Here is a 14,382-nt window from a genome sequence, read left to right as displayed (position 1 = left end):
ATGACCGCTCTGACCAAAGCAGAACTAGCAGAAAAATTGTTCGAAGATCTTGGTCTAAACAAGCGTGAGGCAAAGGACATGGTGGATCTCTTTTTTGATGAGATCCGCGACAGTCTAAGTCGCAACGAGCAAGTGAAGTTGTCGGGTTTCGGCAACTTCGATTTGCGCGATAAACGCCAACGACCAGGACGCAATCCAAAAACCGGCGAAGAGATACCAATCTCAGCGCGTCGCGTTGTCACATTCAAACCAGGGCAAAAGCTCAAAGTGCGGGTAGAAGCGTATGCTGGAACCCAGCCACAATAACGAACTGCCCCCCATACCAGCTAAACGCTATTTTACCATTGGTGAAGTAAGCGAGCTGTGTGACGTAAAACCGCATGTTTTACGTTATTGGGAACAAGAATTTCCGCAACTTAGCCCAGTAAAGCGGGCAGGTAATCGTCGCTATTATCAACGCCAAGACGTCATCATGGTGCGCGAAATTCGTGCTCTGTTGTACCAAGATGGCTACACCATTGGTGGTGCGCGTCAGCGTTTAGACGAAGCCGGAGACTCCAACGCCGTCGCCATGGACAAAGCCCTCATCAAAAATATGATTCGCGAACTCAAAGAGTTAGAAGACGTGCTCAAAGGGTTTTAATTAAACCCTGTTGATCACACAAAAAACTTCACCTTTTCAGACACTTAAGTATACTTACCCGACCTGTTCGCAGGTAATTGTCGGGGCGTAGCGCAGCCTGGTAGCGCACTTGTCTGGGGGGCAAGGGGTCGCAGGTTCAAATCCTGTCGTCCCGACCAATTTCTTATCTGCAATTCAAAAGCTTAGTTTTACTCACGCTTTAATCGAATATCTTCCCATCAATAAAACCGTCTCGTTTATCTGAAAGCTCGCATTGGTTTTATCGCTGTATTTTATTAATAAACAGATAGGCACTATTTCAATAAATAGAGACATGCTGACCAAACTTATGTTTGGGTACTTGAATATCTACATGTCCGAATATTGTAAGCGTAGAAACTGACATATTTCAGCGGGGAATTTGGCTATGGTTATCCGTGACCTCCGTTTGTAAATGAGTACTGTTTATGTACAGTATATTTTTAAGGAAGCAATAAACTGCGGCACACTTTACAAATCCGGTTGCACGCTTTGCTGGTGGGTGATAGCTTAATCTTCACTTAAATCAGCAAGTTACAAACTTGGTTTACAAATTAGTGTGCCATACAAAACCGAAATAGTGTGCGCGCACACTTTCACCGAATGGATTAACAGTGTAATGGAATACGCCCCTTTTAAAACAATGAGTTACGGTAAAATCGGAACTTTGTCAAAACCGGCAAAGTGTGCCGGCATACTATTACGCTGTTAGGTCTCAACACTAGGAGTGTGCAGATATGAACGAATACGATGCCACGACCATAGCCGTTAGTTTTTTAATTACTTGGAGTATTGGTTTACTACCCCCTGCATTAATCCGCTATGCAATTATCAGGCGGCCTATATCAAAATGGGTGGCCATAGCAGTTTGTGCTGTATTTTGGTTCGCCAACATCATTATATTCACGGCTTTAGGTAGTCAAAGCAAAACGCACGCTGCGCTTTATCTGATTGCGTTTGTCTCCTATTGGATACTGCGAAAAGAGCCAAAATCTGTAACGTCAGGTGAAGAAAATGCTGATAACTCGGTGCAACATGAAACAAAGTAAAAAAATTCTAGGGCTTTTGTCCTTGCTGATGGTCAGTAGCTCAAAAGCCGAAATCAACCCCCATTTTTCATGCGAGTTTAATCAGTCTGTATTCGTTGACGCCTTAGGTCTTTATGAAGCGTCAAAATGGTCTTCTAAAGGATTTAGCATTCAAGGCGATTATGTTGTTTTAGATAAAGGGAACCTAAAGCTAAAACTAACAACCAATATTGACAAGTTCGGCACAATTATTCTTAGAGGTGCTGAGCAACGCGAGGGTTATCAATTCAGCCTAGAAAGCGGGAAATTCATTTATGTCCAGCTGATGCTTCCACTTGCTAGATCATGGACAGTAACCGGCACATGCAGCAAAGACTAAAATACAAACGACCTAAAGACAATAAATCAATAAATAAGACAGTCAAGATAAGAAGATAAGAGAGTAGCCGGCAATTTACTCTTTTAAATTTTCGCGACAAGATTTTATTGGTGCTGTAGGAGTATGCGGCGGACTTTTCGGTGATATTGCTTAATATCAGCGATTTTTAGGCGAGACTAAATCTCAGAAGGCTTCTGAATTAGGATGGGGTGTGTTCAATTAGATTGTCGAGGTTAAGAAAGCCTTAATTTACAGGCTTGAATTCCTGCTGTTCGTCGTCGTTCTCTTTGTTTATCCCAAAAACAACTGATTTTTGATTTCACTTCATTGACAGCGCCAACGACGCCTTTGAATTCAGATTCAAAATTCTGGGTAATATAGAGCCAGTGTTCTGCATCGATTCCAAGCCGGTGCATGATAGCGGGTTCGCATTCTGAAATGGAGCCTCGTTTATTTTCTCTGATTTGGCGGCCAGTCCAGTCGACTAATTCTAAATAGTCCGTCAGGCGCATTGGTATGCCCTCAGGCATATCCTGTTTCGGATTTCCGGCAAAGTTGAGAAGTTCAGGCACTTGTTGCTGGGGGTGGTTGGGGGAGTAGGCTTCTTTTGCTTTCTCAGCACGTTTTTTAACCGATGTGTGCTTAGATTCTTCCGGTGTTTTTGCTATGGCTGCGCGCACTGGATTTAAATCGACGTAGGCCATGCATGCGGCTAGAGCTTTTTCATCCAGCAAGGCTTGGGATTTAAATCGGCCTTCCCAGAAATGGCCCGTGCATTCATCTTCATCATTTGCTAAGCGCGCGACTGTTTCATTTAACCGGCGCATAAACCAGCTGATGCTCATTAATCGTGAGCGCCATTCTTCGATATTTCGTCGCAACAATATCCATTGATCCTCCCGCAATTCCTCGCCACGTTCAAACTGCTGTGAAACGAGGGTGCCTTTATATAACTGATGCCAGCGTTGAACGACTTCAATGTCGGTTAACCCTTTAGACTTGGCTTGGTTGATATGAAGTACTGCGTGGAAGTGGTTCGACATTACAGCGTAAGCTGCGATATCAATACAGTAGACCTTGGCTTGTTCGAGTAGTAGATGCTCGATCCAGCCGCGCCTATGCTCAAAACTACGACCTTCCTCGTCTGTTCCACATAGGAATGCACGCCTGACACAGCGCGAAACACAGTGGTAGTAGGGTGTGGCTTCGATTGATATAAGCTCTTTTCTCGGTTTAGGCATCCTAGCCTCCTGCAACTTGCTTCGTATTTTCAAACTAGCGGTATTGACGTTCCTGATCAATCGGGCATTCTTCTTAGGATGACTGTCCATACACGCGCTGGTAATTACATGCTGCGTAGAACTAAAGAAGAGCGTTTAAAAGGACTACCGACCAAAACAATTGTTTCTGGATTACAGCAGCCTCAGACCGAAGTGGTAGTGAGACCTGAACTTGCCGTTACAATGACTGGTAAACAGCTAGAAGCCTATGATGATGCTATAGAAGGTTATAGAAATAAACGTGCTGAAACTGATGCTAGGGGCTTGGCTTTAACCGTACTAAGCCAACTGAGAGCTATATCTTTACACCCAGCACTTAGCGAAATAGATCGTTATTTATTGACGGTTCGTTCAGCTTCGGATGCCCGCTTACAGATGTTTGAGTCAGCTAAGCTTAAGGCATTACTTGCCATCCTTGATGAAGTCAGTAAAAAAAGCGAAAAAATAATCTTGTTCATGACAACTAAAAGCCTTCAGAGGGCTTTAAAATTTTGGCTCGACAAAATTTATGGATTAAATATCTCTGTTATCAATGGTGATACTAAAGCTGTTCAAACTCGTTCTGACGTACTTAGCCGTAAGCAATTGATCTCACAATTTGAGGCCGTTCCCGGTTTCAATATACTTATAATGTCTCCAGTAGCAGCGGGGGTGGGGTTGACTGTAGTTGGTGCTAATCATGTTGTTCATTTAGAGCGGCACTGGAACCCGGCGAAAGAAGCTCAGGCATCTGATCGTGTATATAGAATAGGGCAGGAGCGAGCGGTTAGCATATATTTACCAGCATCTCTTCATCCAAATCTAGATGCGTTTGATGTACACCTTGATAGATTACTACAGGGTAAGCTTATGATTAAAGATGCTGTTATTACTACTTCTGATGTATCAGAAAGCGATATGGCAAAAGCGATGGGGCTTGCTTAGAAATTACTAACTGATTTGAATAGGTCTTGCCTTCTATAGTGATATTTATTATTACTATGCAATAGTAATTGTAGTACTGGTTTGAATCGCCCCTAGTTTCCTAGACACTCTTTAAAGTTACAATGTATTTAAAGAGGAGGCCGAGATGGCTGGTGAACGATATAACGAAGAATTCAAGATCGCAGCAGTAAAGCAAGTGACCGAACATGGTTACTCCATTGCTGATGTTGCTCAGCGTTTAGGCATTACAACTAAGAGCTTGTACAACTGGCGTGATCGTTACGGCGAGAATGCGCAAGCCTACCACGAGAAGCAATCCAGTCATGAAGAGCTGCGTAAGCTTAAAGCGGAGCTAAAACGTGTCACAGAGGAGCGTGACATATTAAAGGAGGCCGCCGTGTTCTTTGCTGCCGAGTCAAAGAAAAATACACGTTCATAAAATCTCGAACAGATCGCTACTCCGTTCGTACCCTGTGTCGAACACTTGAAGTTCATCCCAGTGGGTTTTATGCCTGGTTAGCGAACCCCGAAAGTACACGGCAGAAAGTTGATGAGTATCTACTCGGATTTATTAAGCAATTCTGGCTTGAGAGTGGTTGCGTTTATGGCTATCGAAAAATCCATAAAGATCTAAAGCATGCAGGAGAACACTGTGGAAAAAATCGTGTTCATCGACTGATGCAGCAGGCACAAATACAGGCAGAGCGGGGCTACAACCGAAAAACACGCTATGACAGCGGCGAGTTATCCACCGTTGCCCCTAACCTACTGAATCGTGAATTTGATGTATCCAAACCGAATACCGTATGGGTCACCGATATTACCTACATTCGTACCGATGAGGGCTGGCTGTTTCTAGCGGTAATCATTGATTTATTCTCACGGCAGGTCGTTGGCTGGTCGATGAGTGAACGTATTAATACCGATTTGGTACTGAATGCAATCACGATGGCGTGCTGGCGAAGGAGCCAAAAGGTGAGGTGATCGTGCATTCCGATCAAGGTTGCCAATACACAAGTTACGACTGGCAAAGCATGTTAAAAGCCAATAACTTAACCGTCAGTATGAGCCGTAGAGGGAACTGTCATGATAATGCCTGTGCGGAAAGCTTCTTTGCCTTGCTAAAGCGAGAACGTATTCGCCGTAAAATTTATCGCACAAGAGAAGAAGGAAAAGCGGATATATTTAATTATATTGAGCTGTTTTATAATTCCACACGTCGTCATGGTAATAATAATGACTTGTCGCCAAGGGACTATGAAAAGAATTATTTTTTGAAGCAAATGGGTGTCTAGGAAACTAGGGGCGATTCACGCTACAGATAAGAGTCAAATATTCGAAAATAACAAGTACAAGCCATACTGTGAAAAGGTGCGAAGCATTGCGGCTCTCGATTTTTTATCTCTTTCGTATGACCAAATAAATGGCAGTGGTTATGTGGTGGATTCTTTAGAGTCTGCGCCTTGGTGCTTTATGAACGCATCCACATTCGAAGAGTCGATACTTCTTGCTGCAAACTTAGGTAACGATGCAGATACAACCGCTGCAGTTTGTGGGCAGATATCGGGAGCTTATTATGGTGTGGATTCTATCCCTGAAAAATGGAGAACAAAACTAGCCATGAGTAAGGAAATTGAAGCCCTTGCTTTGGCTCTGTTTGGGAACCCCGAGAGCTAACAAGCTTGTCTAGTTGACGCTTGATCTTCCCCCGTTTTAGCGCATCATATTTAATAAATATTTAGAGATTGTCCGTAGAACTATTCACTAATTCCAAAAACCTATGCACAATTTTCCATATCAAAAAACATTAAACTTTAAGAATTCTCTGTATGAATTTACCGAATATCACCTTGTTGGCAAAGATGCGGTGCTGGTTGCCCCAGTGCTGGGTATCATTCGCGATAGGCTAGGTCGAGCAGGGCTGCGCTTTGAGGAAGTACTTTCGGTGCCAAACGGTGATCAGATATTTTAAGGTAATCAATGAATAAGTCAGTGCAGTCGCTTGGTTTGGTCGCCGTGGTGTTAATCGCTTTTGCGGCTAATTCGCTGCTGTGCCGTTGGGCATTGCTGGTATTTCATTACGATCCTGTCGTGTTTACTGTGTTGCGTTTATTCAGTGGGGCAGTGACTCTGGTTGGGTTGTTGTATTGGTTGCCGTCGAAGCCCCGTTTGCGGTTGCTACCTTTTAGTTCGCGCCGGTTTTGGTTGTTGGGTGCGAGCTTGCTGTTGTATGCGCTCATGTTTTCGTTGGCTTATGTTCAACTCGATACCGGCGTTGGTGCCTTTATTTTGTTTGTTGCTGTGCAATTAATGCTGTTATTGGTTGCGCGGTTTACCGGTCAACGACTCAATAAACAACAGGTGCTCGGCGCTTTGATTGCGATTGCTGGATTGGCATTACTGCTGTTACCGAATGCGGATGGCACTTATATCGGCTACGCGGGTCTGATGCTGTTAGCAGCAATGGGCTGGGCCGCGTTTGTGTTGTTAGGCAAGGGCTCGGTCGCACCACTTGTGGATGTTAGCTCTGCGTTTGTTGCTGCAACTCTGTTGATGTTGGGTTTGTTTTTTGTATTAAGCATTCCATTCGGGCAGTCATTCGATATCGACTGGTTTTCTAACGCTTTCTTTTTGGCTGTTACTTCTGGCGCATTAACGTCTGGTGTTGGTTATTATCTGTGGTATCGAGTGTTACCGTTAATTGGCGTACAAAAAGCCGCGCAGTTGCAGTTATTGGTGCCTGTAATAGCAACCGTTATGGGTAGCCTAGTATTGGGCGAGGTATTGACGTTTATTGCTGTGATAGCGAGTGCTGTGATTGTCTTTGGCGTTTGGTTGTTTTTGGTGGCGGCTGTAGAGAAGTGATAGATTTCTTGTAAGTGTCACCTGTAGTTAATAAACTCGAAGTTTCAAAAGACAGTAACGTCATTATTTACAAAATGGATTTTAAAATGAGTGAGATTCTGCTCTGCAATCAATCGTTAAGCCCTCAAAACTTTCAACTTCAATGCGGTATTGAAATTGATCAAATATCGGCCTTTAGCTGCTTAAAACCAACAATTATGGCCGCTAACACGCCATATGTTATTGGTAACGACCAATCAGGTGCTAGCCGAAGTATTCTCGCTCAGCTTTCTCCTGCACCCGTAGCAAAAGAACTAACCAATCTCTCTTTATCGTACGGTGGCGACAATATCGTGGCATTGGCTGAAATCACCGAAAAGCTTAAAGAGTACAATATTGGCCTCATGGGCGCTTCGACAAGTGTCTATGCTAATCGATTGGGTGGGTTTGCAGGCTCTGTTAAAGATTACCAAGCGGCTTTAATGGAATATCGCCAGGCGATTGTCTCTAAGTCACCAATGAAAGCTGCTATGAAGCTGAAGGCGCAGGTTGCATTTGAGAAGATGCAGAGTCAGTTTCGTAATGAGTTAAAAATGGTTACTGCGCAAGTAAAAGCCCGCCGTGGTATTCCGCTGACCAATGTTGAAAGAGCGACGAATATTGCAGAAAGTAGCCGTAATGTTGCCAAACTAAATGTCACGAGTCAGGTTCAAGCTAATAATCTAGTGAAATTTACCAAGTACGCTAAAGTCCTAGGTAATGGACTTGCTGTTATCGATTTTGGTAGTCGCGCTGGTAATATCCATAATAGCTATCAAGCCGGTGATAATTGGGAACGTGAACTATTTGTTGAGTCGAGTAGTTTTGCTGCTAGTGCTATTGCAGGGACTGTTGCAGTCAACGCCGGGGTCGCAGCGTTAACTTTACTTATAGTGGCCACTCCGGTTGGATGGGTCGGTCTACTAGTGGGTGGTGCTGCTGTTGCAGCTTCTGCTGCGGGCGCATCAATGTGGATTAATGGTCAAGTCAAGGAAAATGGTGGCGACTGGTATGATCGAATTATGAACGGGATTAAATAGAATGAGTTTACTTTCTCAACTTCTAGCGATTGCTTGCGTAATAGGTTTTTTTGCAGCTATATTTTATGTGCTTTTTGGGCAAATAACAGTGCGAAAACTTAGAAAAAATCCTAAAACTAAGGATAAGCTAGGATTTGAGTATGTTAGTGGGTGGGATATTATTAACGTAGCCCAGTCTCTCTCTATACCTCGTAAACTAAGTAAAAAGCTTGAAAATACTCCATTATCTTTCTTGTACGCTAATTCGGAGCTACTGCATGATCAAACAAACCTGTCAGATCGTATTTTAGCTGCAATATTTTATTGGTTGTTAACAATATCGGGAGTAATGATGATTTTCTTAGCGATTGCGGATACTTTAGGTTTTTTCGATTCGTGAAAATTGCTTGCTTTGAGTGTATTTTAGGTTTTCTGGAACGATATTTTGTATGTAATATTGGTTGCTAAATCATTAAACACTGTAATACCAACACTTAAGGAAGAGTGATGTATCCATCATCTTACCCTCACGATGAAATAGTTAGCTTGTATCCAGGAGTCTATTTTTTACACGGCAGTATAAAAATGGGGCCCGGGATGCGAATGAATCGAAATATGGTCATTCTTAAAAGCGGGCAGGAGCTAACGTTAATTAATCCTGTTCGTATGAGTGAAGAAGGGCTTTCTAGTTTAGATGAGCTTGGCGACGTCAAACACATAATGAGACTTGGCGACTTCCATGGGCTTGATGATGCATTTTATTTAGATCGGTATCAGTGCGAATTCTGGGCGCAAGCAGGGCAGGTTACTTACCCTCAGCCGAAAGCAACTCAATTGATAACGACAAACTCAGTTAGCCCATTTCCAAATTCAGAATTTTTTATTTTTGAGTCTGCTAAAAACCCTGAAGCGGCTTTATTTCTTAAAGATAATAAGCTTCTGATTACAACCGATAGCGTGCAATATCATGCGGATTGGAGCTATTTTACTTGGTTCACTAAAATTGCCTTTAAACTGCTTGGCTTTAAAATCGGAGTGAATATTGGTCCGCCGTGGCTCAAAGGCGTGACACCTAAAGGCGGATCACTCAGGTCTGACTTTGAAAAATTGTTAGCTCTCGATTTTGACGCCATTGTCTCTGCTCATGGCCGACTTCTTGAGTCTGGTGCAAAGGAAGCTCTTACTGCGGAGGTTCGGAGAATCTATAAATGAGTTCAAAAAACGCTCAAGCTTTATTCATCCCTTAGCGCTACTACTGGGCTAAGCTTCGAGGCTTGCCAAGCAGGCCTTATCCCTGCAATTAATCCAATGATTACCGAGCTAATTAAGGCGCTGAAAAGGTAGATGACATTGGGTGTCATGGGAAACTCGGGTAGGGCGATGCTGAGTATGCCAAGCACGAGTAGGGCAAAGCCCATTCCGGCTAAACCCCCTAATAGCGATAGCGCGATTGCTTCACCAACAAATATTCCCAGTAATTGACGTCGTGATGTGCCAATGGCGCGTAGTAAGCCTATTTCGGGAATGCGCTCGGCTAGATTGGTGGTCATCACGGTAAATATTCCAACGCCGCCGACAATGAGTGAGATCGATCCCAGTGCGGCTATGCCGAGGGTCAGCATAGATAAAATGCGGTTTAAGCTGGCGAGCATTTCGTCTTGGGTGACTAAGGTAAAGTCTTCTTGGCCGTGACGGGCAATCAAGCGTTGTTTTATTAAGCTGGCCATTCGGTCTGAGGTGGTGGCGGCTGAAAACACGACATCAATTTCCATTAGGCCTTCACGATCAAATAAGCTAAGTGCTCTATCGGCGGGGATATAGACCATGTCGTCGAGATCAAATCCTAGCATTGAGCCTTTTTCTTGCATTACACCGATCACTCGATAGCGTTGTCCTCCTACGCGAATAATCTCGCCTAGCGGATTGCTGGTGGCAAATAATTCGCTTTTTACTTTGTGGCCTAGCACGGCGTAAGCGGGGGAGTTTTGGCGGTGGTTATCGGGTAAAAAGCGTCCGCTGGCCACTTTAAAATCCCATGCTTTTACCATGCTTGGGGTGGTTCCATAGATTGTGGTGTTGCGGACTTTTTCTCCATGGCGAATAGGGCCAGAGCCTTGAACGTTAGCCACTACATGCTCGGCCCCCGGTAGATTTTCCAGCAGGCGAAGGTCGTCCATGGTGAGTAAGCGCACCGAGCTAATAAGGCTACCCATCCCTGAGGTTTCGGTTTTACCTGGGCTAATGGCAATGATGCGGGTGCCAAATTGCGAGAAGTTATCAAGCACATAGTGGCGTACGCCTTCGCCGAGTGAGGTCAGCAGCGTAACGGCGGCTATGCCTATGGCAATCCCTAGAGCGGTTAATAAGCTTTTAAGTGGGCTCGCTAATACGGATGAAAGTATCAGTCGCAGCCAATCAAGCCAGCGCATCGCTATTTACCCCCGCGTTTTTGCAATGCCAGCACGGGTGCTTGAGCGGCAGCGCGTCGTGCTGGCAGCCACGCAAATAAGAGTCCTGTGCCGGCGGCAACACCTACGGCGGTTACGCTTGCCCACCATGGGGCATGAAAGGGCACGTCGGGGAATTGTTGGCGCGCTAGCCAGAGGCAGGCTTCGGCAGTGACTAGTCCAAGCGCGGCACCACAAACAGAGAGCATTGAGGCTTCAGTAATAAATAGTATTTTCACTTCGTGACTCGATGCCCCCAGTGCTTTTAATAAGCCAATTTCTGCGCTGCGTTGCGATACGCTAATAACGGTCATATTCATAATCAGAACACCGGCAACGATAAGGCTGATGCCGCCGATACCGGCGATGGCGAGGGTAAGTACCAGTAGAATATTATCGAAGGCGGCGAGAAGAGAGTCGGGTGTTGTCACCGTAACGTCGAGTTGGCCGTCATGCAGCATTGTCATTTGTTGTTCGATGTTAGAAATTAATGCGGGTATTGCTTGCACTGAGCGCACATCAATCATTACGCGAAATAAGCCTTCGGTATTAAACAATTGCATGGCATTAGCAACAGGAATAATTAATGCGTCGCTCATATTAATGCCAAGCCCTGTGCCGGTGTCGGCAAGAATACCGATCACCCGACAGCGGTATTGCGAAAGCTTTAACCACTGGCCAATCGCTATGCGTGGGCCAAATAACTCGTGCTTTAATTGCGCGCCGATTACGCAGTCGGGTTGGGTTTGATTTAAAGGAATGTCCGCTAATATTTTTCCTTGGCGAACTTCGAGTTGTCGTACCGCAAAGAAGGCGGCATTGGTGCCAATAATTAACGATTCGCGGCTGCGGTTACCGGCACTGATACTGGTATTACCGACGACTAAAGGTGCGATACGCTCGACATTGCGCAAGCGCAGCAAACTGGTGGCATCATCAAGGGTGATATCACGCGTGCCTTCGCCGCTAAGTGGTGGCATGCCGCCGCTGGTTTCTTTGCGTCCTGGCAGCAAAAGAATGGTGTCTTTGCCGAGGGATGAAAATTCGGTCAATACGTATTGGCGACCGCCTTCTCCTAGGCCAGTTAATAGCACGACTGCTAATACACCGATGGCCATAGCCACCAATTGCATGATGGTGCGAAAGCGTTGCCGCGTGATGGCGATAAGGCTAAAGCTGATTTGATCGCGCAGGGTCATCACGCGCGATTGTCCTCAACAATACGACCATCGACCATGCGAATTCGGCGGCCGGCACGCAAACCGAGATCGGTATCGTGGGTGACGACGATTAGGGTGGTGCCGTTGTGATTTAATTCTTCTAATAAATTCACCACTTCTTCACCGGCTTGGCTATCAAGGTTACCTGTTGGTTCGTCGGCGAGCAGCAGTGGGGCGTTCATAATTGTTGCGCGTCCGATGGCAACTCGTTGGCGTTGGCCGCCAGATAGCTGTTCGGGCTTGTGGCCGGCGCGATCAATTAGCCCTAAACGCTTGAGTACAGGGTCGATACGACGACGGCGCTCACTAGGTGCTATGCCTGCAAGCATGAGTGGAAGTTCGATATTTTCGCGGGCGCTTAAGCGTGGAATTAAATGATACGACTGAAAAACAAAACCAATGTGATCGCGGCGAAAAGCGGCACGCTGTTCTTCGCTCATAGGTACGGTATTTTTACCGGCTAACCAATATTCGCCATCGTCTGGTACATCGAGTAATCCCAACATATTGAGTAGCGTCGATTTCCCTGAGCCAGACGGCCCCATCACGGAGATGTATTCGCCTTTATCAATATGCAGGTGAATATCATTGAGCGCGTGAACGGGTTGATCGCCAAGAATAAAAGTGCGATGAACACCTTTAACATCAATCATCTTTTGTTATTCCAGAGTCGCTTGCTGGTGTAATTTTTACTTTGATTCCTGGGTTTAAATCGGGAATATCCAAACTATTAATCACAGCATCACCAGCCTTGAGTCCGGCCGTCACTTCGCTCCATGTCCAGTTGGTTAAACCCAGCGTTAATGGCACTTCTGCGATGGCGTCGTTTTGTACCGTTAGTACTTTGTTGCCTTCCAGCAATAATTCGGTAGGAATGCGCACAACGTTATCACGCGATGCGGTAATGACTTCGATATCGGCGCTGTAACCAATAAGTAGGTCGATATCTTGTGGCAAGCTACTGAGTGTGACGTCGACATCGACGGTACGCGCTTGTTTTTCAAGATCCTGAACATAGGGTGCAATCCGGCTAACAAGCCCTGTGAATGTTTGATCTTGGAAGGCATCTAAGGTAACCCGAGTTTCCATGCCGATTTTGACTTGTGCAGCATCGACTTCATCAATCGGCGCACGTACATACAGGCATTCTTGATTGATCAGATCAATGGCTGGTGGGGTGGCAACGCCCGGAGGCGAGGGCGTGGCATATTCGCCAACTTCGCCGTTAACCTCGGCAATAATTCCGGCGAACGGAGCGCGTAATTCAGTTTGCGCTAGACGAGCTTGTTGTAAATCGAGGGCGGCTTGTACTTGCTGAATTTGTGCATCTTGCTGCTCGCAGGCGAAACGGCTGATGTCGGCAACGGTATTGGAGCGATCTAGCTGTTCTTCCGATGCCATGTTCCTTTTGCGTAAGTCGCGCAGGCGTTTGGCGTCGCGTAAATCGGCTTCAGCTTGGCGGCAGCGCGATGCTTTATTGGATTGTGCGATGGCTACTTGGGCCTGAGCTTGAGCGATGCCCGCTTTAATGTCGTCGTTCCACAAGGTCATGAGTAATTGCCCAGCGACGACGGTATCGCCTTGCTGCACTAATAACTGATTCACCTGCCCACCTTGGGTAAGGGATAAATGCGAGCGTAAACAGGCTTGCACGGTTCCGGAACGAGTGTTGGAGACTAACGACTCTACCTTGCCAACCTGAACAGGAGTGGTGGTAACTGCAACTGGGGTTTCAGGCCAGAGGCTTATCGCCGCAATGATGGCAACAACAGTGCCGCCAATGATCAGTGCCGATTTCATGATGAGCCTCCTAATTTGGGTATTTCACCTTACGGTGTTTACACAAAAATAGGAATGATACAGGTCAGTTTGATATCGTCATTTCACAAAAACATAATTTTGCTAAGGAAGCTACGTTATCAATTTTGACGATGGCGCATCTTGTTACGACGGCGTTGGCGGTAAGCAATCTTTGATAATGTTGTAAAGCTCTGGCCGGTTATCACGAATTTCCTCTGTGCTTAACCCCTCTAATGAATGAGGGTATTTAAGCCAAGCGTCAGTTTCGTAAAGGTAATAGTCGGGCACTCGGTTGGTGCGATTTCGCGCTGGCTTGAAGTAAGGAACGGCAATGCGAATATCGTGTGGTGTATTGCGGCGTGCTAGGCGGGTTAGCTCATTGACTATGGCTTCGATGGAACGACCACTGTCGAATACATCGTCGACGATCAGCAAGCTATCAGAGTGCTGAATATTTTTTACTAAATAGCCGAGGCCATGCACAGCCACTTGCCGCGCTTGTTGATCTATCCCTTGATAGGACGAGGTTCGAATGGCGATGTTATCGGTATCAATGCCGTGATAGCTGAGATATTCCTGTACCGCGATGCCGATTGGTACGCCGCCACGCCATACGGCGATCATAAAGGTTGGCCGAAAGTCAGATTTAAGTATTTGCTCAGCTAGTTTCCATGAGTCTTCGAGCAGCCCTTGCGCGCTGAGGTATTGCTTGTCACTCATGTCGATCTCCTGTTTACCAAG

At 45.7% G+C, this 14,382-nt stretch carries 17 protein-coding genes, 1 tRNA gene and 1 pseudogene; 13 read left to right on the top strand and 6 right to left on the bottom strand.

Going from position 1 to position 14,382, the window contains the following annotated elements:
- From ihfA to TOL_RS10510, 5 genes are all read left to right on the top strand, one after another.
- Complete coding sequence (gene ihfA / locus TOL_RS10530; protein ID WP_015487305.1) at window positions 1-306, top strand: integration host factor subunit alpha; 306 nt, start codon at window positions 1-3, stop codon at window positions 304-306.
- Window positions 284-643: a MerR family transcriptional regulator gene (locus TOL_RS10525; RefSeq protein WP_015487304.1), complete on the top strand. Its 360-nt coding sequence runs from the start codon at window positions 284-286 to the stop codon at window positions 641-643. The genes ihfA and TOL_RS10525 overlap by 23 nt, the downstream gene beginning before the upstream one ends.
- A gap of 81 nt (window positions 644-724) precedes the next feature.
- Window positions 725-801 (top strand) — tRNA-Pro (locus TOL_RS10520).
- 597 nt (window positions 802-1,398) lie between these two features.
- Complete coding sequence (locus TOL_RS10515) at window positions 1,399-1,710, top strand: hypothetical protein (RefSeq protein WP_015487303.1); 312 nt, start codon at window positions 1,399-1,401, stop codon at window positions 1,708-1,710.
- Window positions 1,697-2,068 (top strand): hypothetical protein, encoded by a 372-nt coding sequence (locus tag TOL_RS10510; RefSeq protein WP_041588475.1) that lies wholly within the window; start codon window positions 1,697-1,699, stop codon window positions 2,066-2,068. Before TOL_RS10515 ends, TOL_RS10510 begins: the two co-directional genes overlap by 14 nt.
- 233 nt (window positions 2,069-2,301) lie before the next feature.
- Here TOL_RS10510 and TOL_RS10505 read toward each other — a convergent pair whose 3' ends face one another.
- Window positions 2,302-3,309, bottom strand: coding sequence for a transposase (locus tag TOL_RS10505; protein WP_015487301.1), 1,008 nt, complete (start codon window positions 3,307-3,309; stop codon window positions 2,302-2,304).
- Window positions 3,310-3,417: 108 nt separating this feature from the next.
- Here TOL_RS10505 and TOL_RS10500 point away from each other — a divergent pair, with 108 nt between their 5' ends.
- The 8 genes and pseudogenes from TOL_RS10500 (at window position 3,418) to TOL_RS10460 (ending at window position 9,386) form a co-directional block, all read left to right on the top strand.
- Window positions 3,418-4,272 (top strand): helicase-related protein, encoded by an 855-nt coding sequence (locus TOL_RS10500; protein ID WP_041588474.1) that lies wholly within the window; start codon window positions 3,418-3,420, stop codon window positions 4,270-4,272.
- Between the two features lie 145 nt (window positions 4,273-4,417).
- Window positions 4,418-5,567 (top strand): annotated as a pseudogene (locus tag TOL_RS10490) (IS3 family transposase).
- A complete protein-coding gene (locus tag TOL_RS10485) occupies window positions 5,560-5,949 on the top strand; it encodes an ADP-ribosylglycohydrolase family protein (RefSeq protein ID WP_015487299.1) in 390 nt (129 codons plus the stop codon). Before TOL_RS10490 ends, TOL_RS10485 begins: the two are co-directional and overlap by 8 nt.
- A gap of 103 nt (window positions 5,950-6,052) precedes the next feature.
- Window positions 6,053-6,244 (top strand): hypothetical protein, encoded by a 192-nt coding sequence (locus TOL_RS10480; RefSeq protein WP_015487298.1) that lies wholly within the window; start codon window positions 6,053-6,055, stop codon window positions 6,242-6,244.
- An 8-nt stretch (window positions 6,245-6,252) separates the two neighbouring features.
- Window positions 6,253-7,137: a DMT family transporter gene (locus TOL_RS10475; protein ID WP_015487297.1), complete on the top strand. Its 885-nt coding sequence runs from the start codon at window positions 6,253-6,255 to the stop codon at window positions 7,135-7,137.
- Window positions 7,138-7,211: 74 nt separating this feature from the next.
- Window positions 7,212-8,195 carry a hypothetical protein gene (locus TOL_RS10470; RefSeq protein WP_197537890.1) on the top strand — a complete coding sequence of 328 codons (984 nt, stop codon included), beginning with the start codon at window positions 7,212-7,214 and terminating at the stop codon, window positions 8,193-8,195.
- Window position 8,196: 1 nt separating this feature from the next.
- A complete protein-coding gene (locus TOL_RS10465) occupies window positions 8,197-8,574 on the top strand; it encodes a hypothetical protein (RefSeq protein WP_015487295.1) in 378 nt (125 codons plus the stop codon).
- Window positions 8,575-8,681: 107 nt separating this feature from the next.
- Window positions 8,682-9,386, top strand: a complete 705-nt coding sequence (locus TOL_RS10460) for a DUF4336 domain-containing protein (RefSeq protein WP_041588473.1) — start codon at window positions 8,682-8,684, stop codon at window positions 9,384-9,386.
- Window positions 9,387-9,406: 20 nt separating this feature from the next.
- Here the strand turns inward: TOL_RS10460 and TOL_RS10455 are convergent, their stop codons facing one another.
- The 5 genes from TOL_RS10455 to TOL_RS10435 form a co-directional block, all read right to left on the bottom strand.
- On the bottom strand, window positions 9,407-10,603 hold the full coding sequence (locus TOL_RS10455; protein ID WP_015487293.1) for an ABC transporter permease: 1,197 nt from the start codon (window positions 10,601-10,603) through the stop codon (window positions 9,407-9,409).
- A gap of 2 nt (window positions 10,604-10,605) precedes the next feature.
- Window positions 10,606-11,820: an ABC transporter permease gene (locus tag TOL_RS10450; RefSeq protein ID WP_041588472.1), complete on the bottom strand. Its 1,215-nt coding sequence runs from the start codon at window positions 11,818-11,820 to the stop codon at window positions 10,606-10,608.
- Complete coding sequence (locus tag TOL_RS10445; RefSeq protein WP_015487291.1) at window positions 11,820-12,494, bottom strand: ABC transporter ATP-binding protein; 675 nt, start codon at window positions 12,492-12,494, stop codon at window positions 11,820-11,822. Before TOL_RS10445 ends, TOL_RS10450 begins: the two co-directional genes overlap by 1 nt.
- A complete protein-coding gene (locus TOL_RS10440) occupies window positions 12,487-13,641 on the bottom strand; it encodes an efflux RND transporter periplasmic adaptor subunit (RefSeq protein ID WP_015487290.1) in 1,155 nt (384 codons plus the stop codon). Before TOL_RS10440 ends, TOL_RS10445 begins: the two co-directional genes overlap by 8 nt.
- Before the next feature lie 144 nt (window positions 13,642-13,785).
- Window positions 13,786-14,361, bottom strand: a complete 576-nt coding sequence (locus tag TOL_RS10435) for a phosphoribosyltransferase (protein ID WP_015487289.1) — start codon at window positions 14,359-14,361, stop codon at window positions 13,786-13,788.
- Between the last annotated feature and the right edge of the window lie 21 nt (window positions 14,362-14,382).

Source organism: Thalassolituus oleivorans MIL-1 (assembly GCF_000355675.1).
In the GTDB taxonomy this organism is placed as follows: Bacteria; Pseudomonadota; Gammaproteobacteria; order Pseudomonadales; family Oceanobacteraceae; genus Thalassolituus; species Thalassolituus oleivorans.
The sequence above is the reverse complement of the archived record's forward strand: the minus strand, read 5'-3'. Positions and strand labels throughout refer to the sequence as shown.